At 69.9% G+C, this 16396-nt stretch carries 15 protein-coding genes; 8 read left to right on the forward strand and 7 right to left on the reverse strand.

Going from position 1 to position 16396, the window contains the following annotated elements:
• Window positions 1–17: 17 nt before the first annotated feature.
• Both P2PM1_RS14235 and P2PM1_RS14240 read left to right on the forward strand, forming a co-directional pair.
• Entirely contained in the window at window positions 18–1328 is a 1311-nt protein-coding gene (locus tag P2PM1_RS14235; RefSeq protein ID WP_186399502.1) for a short-chain fatty acid transporter, read from the forward strand.
• A 127-nt stretch (window positions 1329–1455) separates the two neighbouring features.
• Entirely contained in the window at window positions 1456–1848 is a 393-nt protein-coding gene (locus tag P2PM1_RS14240) for a VOC family protein (RefSeq protein ID WP_186399503.1), read from the forward strand.
• A gap of 39 nt (window positions 1849–1887) precedes the next feature.
• Here P2PM1_RS14240 and P2PM1_RS14245 read toward each other — a convergent pair whose 3' ends face one another.
• Both P2PM1_RS14245 and P2PM1_RS14250 read right to left on the reverse strand, forming a co-directional pair.
• Window positions 1888–2670, reverse strand: a complete 783-nt coding sequence (locus P2PM1_RS14245; protein WP_186399504.1) for an SDR family oxidoreductase — start codon at window positions 2668–2670, stop codon at window positions 1888–1890.
• A complete protein-coding gene (locus tag P2PM1_RS14250) occupies window positions 2667–3005 on the reverse strand; it encodes a nuclear transport factor 2 family protein (RefSeq protein WP_186399505.1) in 339 nt (112 codons plus the stop codon). The genes P2PM1_RS14245 and P2PM1_RS14250 overlap by 4 nt, the downstream gene beginning before the upstream one ends.
• Before the next feature lie 55 nt (window positions 3006–3060).
• Between P2PM1_RS14250 and P2PM1_RS14255 the strand changes: the two genes are divergently transcribed.
• The 5 genes from P2PM1_RS14255 (at window position 3061) to P2PM1_RS14275 (ending at window position 9970) form a co-directional block, all read left to right on the forward strand.
• A complete protein-coding gene (locus P2PM1_RS14255; RefSeq protein ID WP_186399506.1) occupies window positions 3061–3456 on the forward strand; it encodes a helix-turn-helix domain-containing protein in 396 nt (131 codons plus the stop codon).
• Between the two features lie 271 nt (window positions 3457–3727).
• Window positions 3728–5041, forward strand: coding sequence for an MFS transporter (locus tag P2PM1_RS14260; protein WP_186399507.1), 1314 nt, complete (start codon window positions 3728–3730; stop codon window positions 5039–5041).
• Window positions 5042–5252: 211 nt separating this feature from the next.
• Window positions 5253–7457, forward strand: coding sequence for a TonB-dependent receptor (locus tag P2PM1_RS14265; RefSeq protein ID WP_186399508.1), 2205 nt, complete (start codon window positions 5253–5255; stop codon window positions 7455–7457).
• 54 nt (window positions 7458–7511) lie between these two features.
• Window positions 7512–8813, forward strand: coding sequence for a RhtX/FptX family siderophore transporter (locus P2PM1_RS14270; protein ID WP_186399509.1), 1302 nt, complete (start codon window positions 7512–7514; stop codon window positions 8811–8813).
• Complete coding sequence (locus P2PM1_RS14275; protein ID WP_186399510.1) at window positions 8810–9970, forward strand: siderophore-interacting protein; 1161 nt, start codon at window positions 8810–8812, stop codon at window positions 9968–9970. Before P2PM1_RS14270 ends, P2PM1_RS14275 begins: the two co-directional genes overlap by 4 nt.
• Window positions 9971–10025: 55 nt before the next feature.
• On the opposite strand, the gene tcuB is transcribed toward P2PM1_RS14275, so the two are convergent.
• From tcuB to P2PM1_RS14290, 3 genes are read right to left on the reverse strand one after another with little or no spacing between them, the layout of a single operon-like run.
• The gene (gene tcuB, locus P2PM1_RS14280; protein ID WP_186399511.1) at window positions 10026–11117 is read right to left on the reverse strand and encodes a tricarballylate utilization 4Fe-4S protein TcuB; all 1092 of its coding nucleotides are present in this window, start codon (window positions 11115–11117) and stop codon (window positions 10026–10028) included.
• Window positions 11107–12498 (reverse strand): FAD-dependent tricarballylate dehydrogenase TcuA, encoded by a 1392-nt coding sequence (gene tcuA, locus P2PM1_RS14285; protein WP_186399512.1) that lies wholly within the window; start codon window positions 12496–12498, stop codon window positions 11107–11109. The genes tcuB and tcuA overlap by 11 nt, the downstream gene beginning before the upstream one ends.
• The gene (locus P2PM1_RS14290) at window positions 12495–13163 is read right to left on the reverse strand and encodes a GntR family transcriptional regulator (protein ID WP_186399513.1); all 669 of its coding nucleotides are present in this window, start codon (window positions 13161–13163) and stop codon (window positions 12495–12497) included. Before P2PM1_RS14290 ends, tcuA begins: the two co-directional genes overlap by 4 nt.
• A gap of 100 nt (window positions 13164–13263) precedes the next feature.
• Between P2PM1_RS14290 and P2PM1_RS14295 the strand changes: the two genes are divergently transcribed.
• Window positions 13264–14277 (forward strand): AbrB family transcriptional regulator, encoded by a 1014-nt coding sequence (locus tag P2PM1_RS14295; RefSeq protein WP_186399514.1) that lies wholly within the window; start codon window positions 13264–13266, stop codon window positions 14275–14277.
• Here P2PM1_RS14295 and P2PM1_RS14300 read toward each other — a convergent pair.
• Together P2PM1_RS14300 and P2PM1_RS14305 are read right to left on the reverse strand one after the other, a co-directional pair.
• On the reverse strand, window positions 14258–15223 hold the full coding sequence (locus P2PM1_RS14300; RefSeq protein ID WP_186399515.1) for a D-2-hydroxyacid dehydrogenase family protein: 966 nt from the start codon (window positions 15221–15223) through the stop codon (window positions 14258–14260). The two genes, P2PM1_RS14295 and P2PM1_RS14300, sit on opposite strands and share 20 nt — an antisense overlap.
• The gene (locus tag P2PM1_RS14305) at window positions 15220–16311 is read right to left on the reverse strand and encodes a 4-oxalomesaconate tautomerase (RefSeq protein WP_186389229.1); all 1092 of its coding nucleotides are present in this window, start codon (window positions 16309–16311) and stop codon (window positions 15220–15222) included. The genes P2PM1_RS14300 and P2PM1_RS14305 overlap by 4 nt, the downstream gene beginning before the upstream one ends.
• Window positions 16312–16396: the final 85 nt, after the last annotated feature.

Below are 16396 nucleotides of genomic sequence, written 5' to 3' on the forward strand. Positions count from 1 at the left end.
ACCAAAGGGAGGCTGTCATGTTGCGTGCGCTTTCACGTCCCGCCGTCGTGCTGATGGATCGCTATCTGCCCGACCCCTTCATCTTCGTGCTGCTGCTGACGATCATCGCCGCCGCCGCCGCCATGCTGTTCGAGGGCGCCGGCCCGGTGGCGGTCGTGCAGATGTGGGGCGACGGGTTCTGGGGGCTTCTCGCCTTCTCGATGCAGATGCTGCTGATCCTCGTCACCGGCTACATCCTCGCGTCCTCGCCGCCGGTGAAAAAGCTGCTGGCCAACCTGGCCGGTCTTGCCAAGTCGCCCGGCTCGGCGATCGTGCTGGTGTCGCTGGTCTCGCTGGTCGCGTCCTGGGTCAACTGGGGCTTCGGCCTCGTCGTCGGCGCGCTGTTCGCCCGCGAGCTCGCCCGCCAGATCCGCGTCGACTACCGCCTGCTGATCGCCGCCGCCTATTCCGGCTTCGTCGTCTGGCATGGCGGCCTTGCCGGCTCGATCCCGCTGACCATCGCCACGGCGGGCCATTTCACCGAGGCGCAGATCGGCGTCATCAGCACGGTTGAGACGATCTTTTCCAGCTTCAACCTGATCATCGTCGCCATTCTCTTCGTCGTCATCCCGCTGGTGAACCGGCTGATGGTGCCGCGCGAGGAGGAAAGCGTCTATGTCACCCGCGAACAGCTCGGCGAGGAGGAGCGCGAGGCCTTCGTGCCGACCCGCCCGGCCGAGCATCTGGAAAACAGCCGGCTGCTGATGTGGGTGGTCGGTCTTGCCGGCCTCGTCTTCCTCGCCCACTACTTCTTCGTGCGCGGCGCCGGGCTGAACCTCAACATCGTCAACTTCCTGTTCCTGATGCTGGGCATCGTGCTGCACGGCACCGCCCGCAACCTGCTCGATGCGCTGCAGGACGCGGTGAAGGGCGGCGCCGGCATCGTCATCCAGTTCCCGTTCTATGCCGGCATCATGGCGATCATGACCCAGTCGGGCCTGGCGCAGAGCATGTCGGCCTGGTTCGTCTCGATCTCGACCGCCGGCACCCTGCCGTTCTGGACCTTCATCAGCGCCGGCATCGTCAACCTGTTCGTGCCCTCGGGCGGCGGCCAGTGGGCGGTGCAGGCCCCTGTCATGCTGCCGGCAGCCGATGCGCTCGGCGCGGATGTCGCCCGCGTTGTCATGGCGGTCGCCTGGGGCGATGCCTGGACCAACCTGCTGCAGCCGTTCTGGGCGCTGCCGATGCTCGGCATCGCCGGGCTGAAGGCCAAGGACATCATGGGCTTCTGCCTGATCCACCTGGTCATCACCGGCGTGATCATCGGGACGCTGCTGGTCATTCTGTAGCATTGACCCGAACTGCCAATGCCGGCCGGCCCGCCCAGCGGTGCCCGGCCGGTTTTTCGCAAGTGGACTATCGCGAATGGACTGTCGCGAGTGGACTGTCGCGAGTGGACTATAGAGGGAGGAAGACATGCTCAGCCATGTGATGGTGGGAACCAACGACATCGAGCGCGCCAAGCGCTTCTACGACGCGGTGCTGGGGCTCTTGGGCGCCGGCGAGCCGGCGCGCAACCAGAACGCCACCGGCCAGACGCGGCTGTTCTACCGCCACGACGGCAGCACCTTCTGCGTCACCGAGCCGCTCGACGGCCAGGAGGCGGTGCCGGCCAATGGCGGCACCATCGGCTTCAAGTGCAACTCGCCGGAACAGGTGCAGCAATTCCACGACGTCGCCGTTGCCCATGGCGGCACCTCGATCGAAGGCGCGCCCGGCCCGCGCACCGGCCCCTCGGGCACGCTCCATCTCGGCTATGTGCGCGACCCGGACGGCAACAAGCTCTGCGCCCTCCACCGCCCGGCCTGACGGCTGGGCGAGGCAGCTCAGAGCGGCAGCCCCTCCCCGCTAGACCGTGGGCACCGTGCCGCCGTCGATGACGAACTCCGTTCCCGTCACCGCCCCTGCGCGCGGAGAGGCGACGAAGGCCACGAGGTCGGCGATCTCCGCCGGCCTTGCCGGACGGCCGAGCGGGATGCCGCCGAGCGCATCCATGACGATCTGCTTGCCGCCTTCGTAGTCGGTGCCGGCCTGCTCGGCCAGGCGCTCGGCCATGGCGACCGCCGCCTCCGTCTCCACCCAGCCCGGCGACACCCGCACCACCCGCACCCCGTGGCGCGCCACCTCCTTCGACAGGCTTTTGCTGTAGGTGGAGAGGGCCGCCTTGGCGGCAGCATAGGCGGTGGTGGACTCTGGAAGCGGCAAGCGGTTCTGGATCGAGGTGATGTGCACGACCGCGCCGGAGCCCTGCGCGATCATCCCGGGCACGAGCGCGCGATCGAGCCGCACGGCCGGCATCAGGTTCCAGTCGAGCTCCAGATACCATTGCGCATCGTCCAGCGCGGCGAACCCGCCGCCCGGCGCAGACGACCCGCCGACCACATGCACGAGGATGTCGACGCCGCCGAGGTGATCGAGAACACCGGCAACGGCGGCGGCGCACCCTTCCGCCGTGGTGAGATCGGCAGCGACGAAATGGACGCCGTCCGCAGGATCGGCGGAGAGGCTGCGCGCCGTCGTCACCACGCGCGCGCCGGCATCGCGCAGCCGTTCGACCACGGCCGCGCCGATGCCCTTGGTCCCGCCCGTCACGAGCGCGCGCTTGCCTTCAAGGCCGAGATCGAAGCTCATGCGGTGATCTCCAGTTGCGCGATCTGCTCGCCCTTCAGCACGAAGGCGTAGCGCAGATCGACCGGGCTGCCGGGGAAGTTTCCCGCAACATGGGCGCGGACCACGATGGCGCCCGCCTCCTCGTCCACCGCGAAAGGCTCGGTCGTGTAGCTGAACTTGCTGGAAGCCTCCGTCTTCCATCGGCGGATGGCCTCCCGGCCGACATGGGTCCGGCGCTCGTCCGTGACGACCGCGTCCTCGGCGAAGCAGCGGGCGACGGCATCGCCGTCTCCCTGGTCGGCGGCGAAATAGGCGGCGACGGGGGCCGGCAGGGAAAGGGAGAGGGACAGGGACATGGCAGGGTCTCCGATTTGCATTGTCTCGACCCTCAGATTGCCCTAGCCTGACTGAATGACAAGAACAGACGAAAAAGTAAGGTACGAACCTGAAAGTAAGCCCATGGAATACACGCGGGAAACTGCGGCCGAAGGCGTCGAGAACGCGCTGAAGCTGCTCGAGGGCCGCTGGAAGCTGATCATCCTGTTCCACCTGTTCGGCGGCAACGTCATGCGATTTTCAGATCTCGAGCGCGCGATCCCGGCCGTCTCGCAGAAGATGCTGATCCAGCAGCTCCGCCAGATGGAAGGCGACGGCATCGTCCGCCGCATCGTCCACCACCAGGTGCCGCCGAAGGTCGAATATTGCCTGACGGAGTGGGGCCAGGCCCTGTGCCCGGCGCTTGACGCGCTGCTGACATGGGCCGCCCAGCGCGAGGCCATGAGCCCGCCTGGCGGTTCCGCCGAGTGACGAGACTGGCACGACTGTTTCAAGACCTTCAACGCCGGTGGAGAAGCGCTCGCCCATGGCGGCACCTCGATTGAGGGCGCGCCCGGCCCGCGGAATGACCCGACGCCCGGATCAGTCACGCAGAAGACCGATGCCTCTCCCGCGCCGCCCGCTTTCCACGGCAGCGCCTGCGCGGGAGGCGGCGTCGGCGTTTACTTGAGTTTTTTACTCATGTATTAGCCCGCCAGACCATACCCCGGCGCGCCCTTGCGCTGCGGGACGGATGCGGCGGATGGCGATGGATCGACAGGAACAGGCGGGGGCGCCCGCCCATGTGATGCTGGCGCTGGCGGCCAATGCCTTCCACCAGGCCGCGCTGGTGGCGATGGTGCCGGTGCTGCAACAGATCTTCGGCCTCGGCCTGACCCCGCTCGGTCTTCTCGTCGGCGCCGGCCTGGCGCTGGCCGCCATCGCCGTGCCGCTATGGGGCGGGCTCGCCCGGCGGCGCGGCGTCGACCTTGCGCTGCGCGCCAGCCTGATCGGCGCCTGCACCGGCGTCGGCCTGCTGGTCGCCAGCGTCTGGGCGACGGCGGCGGGGATGCTGCCGGTCGCCGCCGGCCTCGCCCTGCTGATCCTGGCGCGGCTGGTCTACAGCCTGACGGCGCCCGCCGCCCTGCCGCTGGCCCAGGCGATGGGAGCCCAGCGCGCGGCGGCGGCAACGCTGACAGCCATCGGCCGCGCCAATGCGGTCACCGGCCTCGGACGGCTGGCCGGCAACGGGCTGGTCGCGCCGCTGCTGCTGCTCGGCCCGGCCCTGCCGCTGGCGCTGCCGCTGCCCGTCTATGTCGCCGCGCTGATCGGCAGCTTGCGCCACGCCGCCGCAAACGGGACCGGCCCCGGCCGCAGCGCCGCCGATCCTCAGGCCGTCGCCGGCGAGACGGGACGCGCAACCGGACGGGGAATCGCAGGCGCGCGCAAGCGCATGCCCCTGCCGCTCGCGCCGCTCGCCACCGCCTTCACCCTGCAACTGGCGCTGGGAGCCGCTTCGGTGCTGCTGGCGCCGCTGATCCGCGACCGGCTGGCGCTGGCGCCGGATGCGGCGGCCGGCGCCGCCGGCCTCTGCCTGATGCTGGCCGTCGCCGTCGGCATCGTCATGCAACTGATGCTGCGGCGGCTGGCCGGGGAGCGGCTCACCGGCGCCCTGCTTGCCGGAACGGTGGCGGCCGGGCTCGGCCTTGCCGCCCTCGGCCGCGCCGACGCCCTGCCGGCAATCGCCCTTGCCATCGCCCTCGTCTCCGCCGGCGCGGTGCTGGCGCTGGGGGCGAACACCGCGCGCGCCCTCCTCGCCGCTGGCGCTGCCGCGCCAGAACCGGAGCCGGGAGCGGACCAGCCGGCCGGACGCGGAAGCCGGGCGCAGGCGGCAACCTGGATCGCCAGCCTGCAATTCGCCGGCCTTGCCGCCGGAGCGGTGGTGGCCGGCATCCTCGGCGACATCGGCTTCCCCCTCGCCTTCGCCGTGCTGACCGCGACGCTGGCGGCCCTCGCCCTTGCCCTTGCGGCAGGCGCGCTCGCCGCAAGGCGCGGCCGGCCGGCGCCTCGCGCCTGATCGCCAGACGGAGCGCCTCCCCGCCGGCGGAGCGTCATCCACAGGGCTGTTTCATCTTCGCAACACTGCGCTTTCGGATCTGTCAATTCCCGCAATAAAACTTGAGAATTAGACTCATGTATGATCCAGTCGCGGCCATTCGGAAGCCAGCGACCCTCCCGGTCCAGCCACCACATCCTCCTGAAATCATGCAAGGATCGGGGCGTCCTCCATGCGCATTACACCCTTTTTGATCACCGTTACGGCGGGCCTTGCGGCCTTGCCGGCCCAGGCTCAGGACGAGGCGGCGGAAGAGCGCGCGACGCTGCTCGACCGGATCGTCGTCACTGCCGGCCGCGCGCCGGCCGAGGTTGGCACGCTGGCCCAGTCGGTCATCGTCATCGACCGCGAGCAGATCGAGGCGGTCCGCTTCGGCTCCACCGACCCGGCCGACATCATCGCCCGCCTGGTGCCCGGCTTCGCCCCGTCCAACCAGACCCTGTCCGGCGCCTCCGAGACGTTCCGCGGCCGCAGCGTGCTGATCATGGTCGACGGCGTGCCGCGCAACACGCCGCTGCGCGACAATTCCCGCATCCTGTCGATGATCGACCTGGAGACGGTGGAGCGCATCGAGGTGGTCAACGGCGCCTCCAGCCTCTACGGCGCCGGCGCCACCGGCGGCACCATCAACTTCATCACCAAGCGCGGCAGTTCGGAAACGCCGAAGGTGACGCTGCGCACCGAGGCCAGCACCTACACCAAGGACCTCGGCGCCTCGATCGCGCCGAGCGTCAGCGCCAGCGTCGAGGGCCGGCTGAAGAACTTCGACTACTTCTTCTCCGCCTCCGGCGACATGACCCGCAAGACCTTCGACGGGCGCGGCAACGAGATGGCCTCCGACGCCATGCTCGGCCAGGGCGGCGGCGACCGCACCAAGCAGGGCAACCTCTTCGCCGCCCTCGGCTACGAGGTCGACACCCGCCGCTTCGAAATGAGCTTCGACTGGACCTATCTCGAGCAGAAGCCGAAGTGGTTCACCACTTACGCCACGACGCCGGTGTCGCCGGACTTCAACGATCCCTATGTCGGCGATCCGCTGAAGGAAGATTCGCGCTATGTCACCGCCCGCTTCACCGAAAGCGACTTCCTGCTCGGCGCCCTCGAGCTGAAGGCCTATTACAACGGCATCGAGAAGCAGGCGCCCTTCGCCCGGCTGTCGAGCGTCAACTCCATCGTCTATTACTCCGGCGACCCGACCAATCCGGTCACCTCGCAGAACCAGACGGTGCTGCGCTCCGACCGGATCGGCGTGAGCGCCACGGTCAACAGTTCGCTCGACGCCATCCGCGACGGGCTGAGCCTGACCTGGGGCCTCGACTACACCTATGACCACACCACCCAGGAGATGGTCGACGGCACCACCGTCATCGCGCCGATGACCCAGCACCAGATCGGCGCCTTCGCCCAAGCCGAACTGCCGATCACCGAGCGCTTCCGCCTGCAGGGCGGCGCCCGCTTCGACCAGTTCTTCCTCAAGGTCGACGACTTCCGCCGGCCGGCGGCGATCCAGTTCCCCGGCACGCTGTGGCCGGCGGTCAACGTGACGGGCGGCAGCTTCACCTACAACTCGCCGACATTCAATGGCGGCGGCGTGTTCGACCTGACCCGCAACCTCCAGGCCTTCGGCAACTTCTCGCAAGGCTATTCGCTGACCGACATCGGCGGCTTCACCCGCCGCGCCGGCGTCAACAGCCGCGCCGAGATCTGCGCCGCCTACGGCGCCCTCGCCGCTGCCTTCGGCTGCTCCGGCACGCCGACCTATGCCATCAACTATTCCGACATCGCGCCGGAACCGCAGCTCGTGAACACCTATGAGGCGGGCCTGCGCGGCGACTGGGGCCGGGTGCGGGCAACCGCCAGCGCCTATATCTCCACCTCGGACAACGGCGTCAGCTACGACGTCGCCTCCAACCGGGTGTCGCAGCAGAAGGAGCGGATCTGGGGCGTGGAAGTCTCGGGCGCGGTCGACGTCACCGACCGCTTCACCCTCGGCGGCCTGTTCTCCTATCAGGAAGGCCTCTACGACGCCAATGGCGACGGCACGCTGAGCAGCAACGAGCACCTGCCCAACAACCGCATCCCCAACACGATCAAGGCCAATCTCTACGGCGAGATGCGCTTCGCGCATGACATCACCACCCGCGCCGAGGTCGAGTTCCTGTCCGGGCGCGACAAGGTGCCGGGCGAGCGGCTGGACGGGGCGACCCTCTTGCACCTGCAACTCGCCAAGGATTTCGGCAATGCCGGCAACCTGGCGCTCGCGGTGCGCAACGTCTTCGACACCTATTATGTCAACCCGACGGCCAGCGCCACGCGCGGCGGCGAGGTCCCCGGCCTTGGCCGCACCATCGCCCTGTCCTACCGGGTCACCTTCTGAACCAGGACCGGCCGCGGCGCCCCGGCGTCGCGGCCACCCAGGGCGGAGTTTGCCATGGACGCCACAGCCCCCTCGCCCGGCCAGGCGCCGGATCGTCCCGCGGAGCCGGACGAACGGGCCGCGCATCCCGCGCGGCTGCCGCTGTTCGTCACCCTGGCCGGCCTCTATCTGGCGCAGGGCATCCCCACCTATCTGATCGCCGCCGCCCTGCCGCCGATGCTGCGCGAGCAGGGCGTTTCGCGCAGCGCCATCGGCTTCTTCTCGCTGCTGATGCTGCCGCTGGTGGTCAAGTTCGCCTGGGCCCCCTTCGTCGACCGGCTGCGGCTGCTGCCGATCGGCCACCGGCGCGGCTGGATCGTGCCGATGCAGCTCGTCACCGCCGCCGGCATCGCCGCCATGGCCTTCGTCGAACCGACCCAGGTGATGGGGCTGTTCGTGCTCTGCCTGATGATCGCCGTCGCCATGTCGACCCAGGACATCGCCACCGACGGCTATGCCACCCGCAGCCTCAGGCCGCAGGACCGGGGCATCGGCAATGCCTGCCAGGGCGGCGCCGTCGCCTTCGGCGTCGTCATCGGCGGCACCCTGTCGCTGATCCTCTACGAACAGATCGGCTGGACCGGCACGCTGCTCTTCGTCGCCGGCCTCAGCCTGCTGCCGCTCGCTGTCACGCCGCTGATGCGCGAGACGGAGACGGACGGCGGCGCCGATGCCGCCCAGCCCGCGCACCGGCCCTCGCTGAAGGCCTTCTTCGCCCGGCCCGAGGCGGTGCGCATCCTCGTCGTCGCGCTGGTGTTCCGCGCCAGCGAGGGCCTGGTCAAGGCGATGGAGGGACCGTATCTGGTCGATGCCGGCCTGCCGCTGTCCTGGATCGGCTATCTGTCCGGCGCCTCGGCGGCGAGCGCCGGGCTGATCGGCTCGGTGGTCGCCGTCGGCCTGATCCGCTGGCAGGGCACCGAGCGGGCGCTGATCACGCTGGGAGGCCTGCGCACCCTGTGCTTCCTGCTGTTCGCCGCCCATGCGCTCGGCCTGGTGCCGCAGATCGAGGCGGTGATGTCCGCCGCCGCCTTCCAGACCTTCATCCGCTACATGGAAATCGTCGTGCTCTATTCGCTGTTCATGGCCGTGGCCTCCAGCGACCAGCCGGGCACGGATTTCACCCTGCTCGCCTGCGCCCAGCTCGTCGTCTATCTGATCGGCTCCAGCCTGTCCGGCGTGCTCGCCGATCGCTTCGGCTACGACACGCTGTTCTTGCTGGCGAGCGCCCTGTCGGGCCTTGCCGTGCTGGTCACCGCCGCCTTGCTGCGCCGCCCCGCCCGACCCCTCCCCCTCCAGTCGCCGAAGGCCAGCCGATGAGGTTCCACGCCACCGCCAGCCTGACCGTGCCCGAGCCCGAGGCGATGCTGGAGGCGCTGGTGAGCGACGTCTCGGCACGCGGCCTTGCGCCGGCCTCGCACTCCACCGACCGGGTGCTGTTCCGCTTCGAGGTCGGCGCCATCGGCATCGCGGCCGAGGGCGAGGCCCTTGCCTTCACGGCGCAGGCGCGCGCCGAGGTCGCCCTGCACCGGCTGAAGCAACTGGTGATCGAACGCCTCGACGAGGTGGCGCCGGGCGAAGCGCTCCGCCTGCGCTGGTCCGACGATGCCGACCGGCCGCAGGAGGCGCTGCCGGCCTTCTTCCACCGCATGACGCTGGCGGGGCGGCGCGAGATCCTGCCCGGCCTGTGGCGGATGACCTTCACCGTCGAGGACATGCCGCGCCTGGGATCGGACGGCATCCATGTGAAGCTGCTGCTGCCGCCGCAGGGCAGCAAGACGCCTCGCAGCGAAACGCCTCAGTGGCCGCGGCTGGCCGCCAACGGCGCGCTGGTGCTCCCCGAAGGCGATGCCGCGCTGACCCTGCGCTATTACACGATCCGCACCCTGCGGCCCGAGGCCGGCGAGGTCGACATCGACGTGGTGCGCCATTCAGGCGGTAGCTTCGCCGACTGGGCGGAAACGGCGCCCCTCGGCGCGGTGATCGGGCTGCTCGGCCCCTCCGGCGGCCAGGACCTGCCGCTGTCCGCTCCCGCAACGTCTGAGGTTTCGTCCGGGGGAGCCTGCCGGACGGGCCTGCTGCTGCTCGGCGATGCCACGGCGGCCCCGGCCATCGCCCGGATGATCGAGGCCCGCGCCGACACGCCGGCAGCGCCCGAGGTGGCGGCGCCGGGCGGCCATGTCATCCTTGGCCTCGGCGATGACGCGCTGGCGCGCTCCTATCTCGACGAGGCGGCGGTGGCAGCGCTCGGGCTGACGGTGCATGGGCTCGCCGCGGGCCGCTTCGACGCGGAGGCGGAGGCGCTGGCCCGCGAGTTGACGGCGGCAGCGCCCCCGGCCTTCGCCTGGTTCGCCGGCGAGCGCGACACCGCCCAGCGGCTGCGCGGCCTGTTCCGGCAGCAGTTCGGCCTCGGCAAGGGCGAGCAGATGGCGATCGCCTACTGGACGCGCGGCAAGGCCGCCGCCGACCGCGCCTGAGACATTCGCGCCTGAGACATTCGCACCTGAGACGACCGCATCTTGGGCATGCGGATCATTCGCCGCCGCCGGCGGGCGCCGGCTTGCCCGCCTCCACCGTCAGCGCCGCAAGGCGGAAGAAGCCGTGCACCATCTTGGAAAACGGCATCAGCAGGAACAGCACCATGACGCAGGCGAGATGGATCGCCAGCAGCGGGCCGGTCAGCCCGGTACCTGTGGCCGCGTAAAGCGCAAGACCGGTGAGGGCGACGGCCCCGAGCAGCAGGATGAAGGCCATCTCGCCGCCCCACACCCGGGCAGCGCCGAGCGTGCGCTCGGCCCGCAGCTTCAGCCAGACCAGCCCGGCCGCCCCCGCCACCATCATCAACCCGCCCGGCACGCCGAACAGCTTGGGCAGGGAGAACAGCGGATAGGGCGCCTCCCAGCCGAAGGCGTAATGCATCACCGTGCCGCTGGCGGTCGCGGCGAAACACAGCAGGAAGCCGTACATCATCAACTGGTGGAACACCCGGCGGCGGTCGCTGAAGCGGTCGCCCTGCTCGAAATTGCAGCCCTCGCCATGGCCGCCGGAGAGGTTCTTCATCCGCGCGGCGCTGTCGAGCGCGCGCAGCACATGGATCAGCCGGACGCGGCCGCCGCCGGTCTCGCGCCAGTAGTCGCGGATCGACAGGGCGATGAGGCCGAGCGGCGCGAGAAACGCCGGCACGAAGATGGCGACCATGGTGTTATGCGCCAGATGGGCATAGAAGCCGGCGCCGCTCTCCGGCTTCAGGGCGGCGAGCGCCCAGAAGAAACCGGCCAGCGCCACGGCCAGCAGGCCGGCCATCGCCACCCCGTGGCTCTGGAACAGCCGGGCAAGCGCTTGCGGGCGGGCAAGCCGCTCCCAGCTTTCCGCCCGCACCTCGCCGAGCGCCGCCGGGATGTTCAGGGCGAATTCGTGCGGGGCGGTGTACTGGCAGGCGTAATAGCAGCCGCGGCAGTTGTGGCACAGGTTGGCGAGTTGCGTCAGGTCGCCGTCGGCAAAGGCCTTCTGGCGGGTCATCGCCGGAAAGACCGAACAGAAGCCCTCGCAATAGCGGCAGGCGTTGCAGATCTCGATCTGGCGGCGCGCCTCCTCGAAGCTGCCGAGCGAAGTGTCAAGCGACATGGGCGGCGGCCTCCTTGCCCGCGATACGTCCGAAAACAGTGCCGATGGTCATGCCGAAGCCGGCGAGATAGCCCTGGCCGAGGATCGACCCGGCCATGATCTCCCCCGCCGCCCACAGGTTGCGGATCGGGCCGGCCTCGCTATGCACCTGCGCGCGGTCATCGACCTTCAGCCCGAGATAGGTGAAGGTCACGCCGGGGCGCAGCTCGTAGCCGTAGAAGGGCGGGGTATCGAGCGGCCGCGCCCAGTTGGTCTTCGCCACCGCCAGCCCTTCCGTGCTGAGTCCGTCCAGTTCGGTCGGATGGAAGGGGCCGGGACGGCAGGCGGCGTTGAAACCGTCGACCGTGCGGCGGACGGGCGCCGGATCCAGCCCCAGCTTGGCGGCCAGTTCCTCGATCGTGTCCGCCTTCACCGGCGGAAACACCGAGGGCATGAACAGGTCGATCGACTTCGCGTCGATCAGCGCATAGCCGACCTGGTCGGGCTGGGCGGCGACCAGGCGGCCCCAGATCGCATAGCGCTTCGGCCAGACATCCTCGCCCTCGTCGTGGAAGCGGTCGCCGTCCCGGTTGACGACGATCGAGAACGGCACGCAGTCCAGCCGGGTGACGATGCCGCCGTCGAATTTCGGCGCGCGCCCGTCGATGGCGACCGCATGGCACTGCGTCGGATCGCCCACCGACTCGGCACCCTGGTCCAGCATGTCGCGCAGCACCACGCCGCGATTGTAGGGCGTGCCGCGGATCAGGAAGTTGCGGGCGGCCGGACCCCAGGCGCGGGCCAGCCAGTCGAGATCGGCCTGGAAGCCGCCGGAGGCCAGCACGAAGGCCCGCGCCGTGACGGTGACCGGAGCGCCGGCGATGTCGGCATGCAGATGGGTGATCTGGTCCCCGTCCAGGTGCACATGCGTCACCTGCGCGTCATAGGCGACCGTCACGCCGAGATCGGCGGCGGTGTTGTAATAGGCGTTGACCAGCGCCTTGCCGCCGCCCAGGAAGAAGGCATTGGTGCGCGACAGCGACAAGGTGCCCGAGAGCGAGGGCTGGAACCGCACGCCGTGCTGCTGCATCCAGGGCAGACACTCCTCCGAGGAGCGGATGGCGAGACGCGCCAGCCCCTCATCCGTCTTGCCCTTGGTCACCAGCATCAGGTCGTGGAGATACTCCTCCTCCTCATAAGCGCCGGTCAGCGGAAACACCGGCTGGCGGTGCATGCAGCGGAAATTGCGGGTGTGACGCGAATTGCCGCCGCGATAGGGCTGCGGCGCGCCCTCCAGGATCAGGACGGTGCAACCGGCCTCGGCCGCGGTGATCGCGGCGCAAAGGGCGGCATTGCCGCCGCCGACGACGGCAAGATCGAACGTTTTCGGCCAGTCCTTCATACCTCGTCCTCCAGCGGGATTTCCCGGCCGCGCATTCCGCGGATGCGGGCCAGCAGCGCGGCCTCCACGTGGCCGCGCATCGCCGCCTCGGCGGCGACGCCGTCGCGGTCCTCCAGCGCGGTCAGAACGGCGGCATGTTCGGCGACGGCGGAGGCCACGCGGTCCGACTCGACGAGGGTCGACGGGCCAAGGATCAGCAGGGTTTTCTGCAGCGCGCTCATCGACTTCAGCAGGAAGCGGTTGCGCGCGGCATCGAGCAGCGTCCGGTGAAACTGCCGGTTCAATTCGCGCGCCTGCGGGCCGGCGGGCGCGGCTGCAAGCTCGCTGTTGAGGGCGGAAAGTTCCGCCAGCTCCATGTCGGAGGCGGCGCGCGCGGCAAGACGCGCGGCCGTCCCCTCCAGCACCGCGCGCATCTCGTACAGCTCCACCACCTCGGCATGATCGAGGGTCCGGATCGTCGCCCCCTGCCGGGCCAGGTGGATCACCAGGCCGTCGGCCTCCAACTGGCGGATCGCCTCGCGCACCGGGGTGCGGCTGATGCCGAGACGCTCGGCAAGATCAGTTTCGCGCAGGCGCGCCCCCGGCGCCAGCGTGCCGGAGCGGATGTCCTCCAGCAGGCGGCGATAGGCGACCTGCCCTTGCGGAATTTCGCTGTCTTCGGCCATCGGCAATCTCTCTTGCGCTAAATTGTATCCGGACGTATACAGTCGGATACGAAATCATGCAAGGAGATTGGCCGTGCCGGCCTACTTAACAAAAAGACTGATGACGCTCGCCATCGCCGGCCTCGGCGTGGCGGTGTTCATGCTGCTCGGCCTGCCTCTCCCCTTCCTGTTCGGACCGATGACGGCCTGCCTGCTCGCGGCGCTCGCCCGCGCGCCGCTGAAGGGGATGGGCACGGTCTCCATCCTCGCGCGGACGGTGCTGGGCGTCGCCGTCGGCGCATCGATCACGCCAGAGGTGGTCGCCCGCATCCCGCAGATGGCGGGCAGCGTCGCCCTGGTGCCGGTCTATGTCGTCATGATCGGCATCGTCGGCGTGCCGTTCTTTCGCCGGCTCGGCTACGATCCGGTGACGTCCTGGTATGCGGCCATGCCCGGCGGCCTGCAGGACATGGTGATCTTCGGCCAGCAGGCGGGCGCGGATGTGCGGGCGCTGGCGCTGATCCATGCGACGCGGGTGCTGGTGATCGTGACGCTCGCCCCGCTGATCCTGACCGGCCTCTATGGCGCCAGCCTGACCGGCGCCGTCGGCGCGCCGATCCGCGACCTGCCCGGCGGCGAACTTCTGCTGATGGCCGCCGCCGCCCTGATCGGCTGGAAGGGGGGAGAGCGGATCGGCCTGTTCGGCGCCTCGATCCTCGGTCCGATGATCCTGACGGCCGCCCTCTCGCTCGGCGACCTGATCCACACCCGGCCGCCCGCCGAGGCGATCCTCGCCTCGCAGTTCTTCATCGGCATCGGCATCGGCGTTCAATATGTCGGGGTGACCCTCAGGGAGCTGCGCAGCTTCATCCTGTCGGGGCTGGCCTTCGTCCTGCTGCTGGCCGCCCTCGCGGCGATCTTCACCGAGATCGTCACCCTGTCGGGCCTTGCCCAGCCGGTCGAGGGCTTCCTCGCCTTCGCGCCCGGCGGCCAGGCGGAGATGACGGTGCTGGCACTGGTCGCCGGTGCCGATCTCGGCTTCGTCATCCTGCATCACCTGACGCGGATCGTCGTCGTCATCCTCGGCGCGCCACTGGCGGCGCGCCTGCTGAAGGTCAAGCCACCTCCGGATTGACCAGATGGATCGGCTTGCCGGCGGCAAAGGCGGCCACCTGGTCGAAGACGTCGGCGAATTGCAGGTCGAACTCCTCCTCGGTGACGAAGCCGATATGCGGCGTCGCGATCACCCGCGGATGCGACAGCAGCGGATCGGCCGCATCCGTGAGCGGCTCCTTGTCGAAGACATCGAGCGCGGCAAGGCCGGGCCGCCCCGCCTCCAGCGCCGCCAGCAGGGCGCCGGGCGCGATCAGTCCGGCGCGGGAGGTGTTGACCAGCACCGAGCGGGGCCGCATCAGGGCGAGATCCTCGGCGGTGACGATGCCTTGCGTTGCCGGTGTCAGGCGCAGATGCAGCGTCACGATATCGGCCTCGGTGAAGAAGGCCGCGCGGCTTGCCGCCACCTCGCCGCCCTCGCCCGCCGCCCGCAGGCGCCCGGCCTCCGACCCCCACCAGATCACCCTCGCCCCGAACGCCGCCGCATAGCCGGCGATGAGACGCCCGATCCGGCCATGACCATAGATGCCGATGGTCTTGCCCCGCAGGGTGCGGCCGACGCCGGCCTGCCAGTGGCCGGCCTTGGCGCTCGCCATCTGCCCCGGCAGATCGCGCAGGGCGGCAAGGGTCAGCGCGAAGGTCAGCTCGGCCGCCGCGTGGTTCGGCGCCTCGGCGGGCTTCCTCGAGGCGAAGGCGACGCCGCGGGCCGTACAGGCCGCCACATCGACATGCGGCCAGGCGCCCCGCCCCGAGATCAGCCGCAGATGCGGCAGCGCCGCCAGCAGATCGGCGGTGATGCGCGTGCGCTCGCGGAACAGGCAAAGGGCCTCCGCCGCCTGCAGCCGCTCTGCCAGAGCCGCGCCCTCGACATGATCGGTCCACACGGTTACGTCGTGGCCGGCCAGCCGCGCAAAGCACGGCAGGCCGCGCAGCGTGTCCGACCAGTCGTCGAGGATATGGACCCTCATCGGCCGGCCCAGACCCCGGCCGGCACCATCACCTCGCCCCGCGCCAGCAGGCGGGCGGTGCGCAGCAGGCCCGCCGACTTCAGGACGAAGCCGTCCGGCCCCGTCTCGTAGTCGACCGTCACGTCGATCGCCCCGCCGGGATGCTCGATCAGCACCAGCGCCGGGCTGCCCTCGGGCGGGGTGAACAGCCCCTCGGCAACGGTTCCGGGCGTCAGCACGCAGGAGGCGAGGCACTGCGCGCCGGTCACCGCCATCGTCGGGTGGCAGTTCCACGGCATGAAGTAGCGCGCGGTGACCGTGCCGCCATTGCGCGGCGGCGCCAGCATGGCGAATTTCGGGGTGACGGACTTGGACACATCGCCCATCCCCATGCGCCGCCCGGCCTCGAGCCGGATCGGCTCCATGCGGGCGTAGAAGTCGCGGTTGGCGTCGAGTTCCTCGATCGTCTCATAGCCGGTCAGGCCGAAATCGGCGGCGCGGGCGATGCAGATCGGCATCGCCACGTCCATGCAGGTGACCTCGATCCCGTCGATCACGTCGCGCAGCGCGCCGGTCGGCAGCAGCGCCCCCGTGCTCGATCCGACCACATCCATGAAGTTGAGGAAGATCGGCGCCGCCGTGCCCGGCACCCCGTCGATGGCGGCATCGCCGTCATACTCGACCTCGCCGCCCGGCGTGCGCACCACCGCCTCGACCTTGGCGCCGGTGTTGACCGAGCGGATGCGGATACGGGTGACATCGCCCTGCGGCGCGATCAGCCCCATCTCCAGCGCGGCCGGGCCGACGCCCGACAGGATGTTGCCGCAGGTGGGCTTGAAGTCGACCAGCCCGTCCTCGACGCTGACCTGGGCGAAGAAATAGTCGATGTCGCAGCCCTCCGCCTCCGAGCGCGACAGCATGGCGACCTTGGTCGTCACCGCCGCGCCGCCGCCGATGCCGTCGATGTTCAGCTTGTGACCCGACCCGATGGCGGCGACCAGCACGCGGGCAAGCGTCTCGCGGTCCTCGGGCAGATCCTCGCGCCGGAAATACGGGCCGCGCGACGTGCCGCCGCGGAAGAAGTGGAAGGGAATGGCGGTCTGGACCATCGTCATCTCCTGAGCTCGGAAGACAAAAGGCCCGCACCCGAGGGCACGGGGCAGGCCGGAAGACAAGAGCCCGCGCCTTGCAGGC

Origin of the sequence: Stappia sp. P2PMeth1, from assembly GCF_900185735.1 — a bacterium.
In the GTDB taxonomy this organism is placed as follows: Bacteria; Pseudomonadota; Alphaproteobacteria; order Rhizobiales; family Stappiaceae; genus Stappia.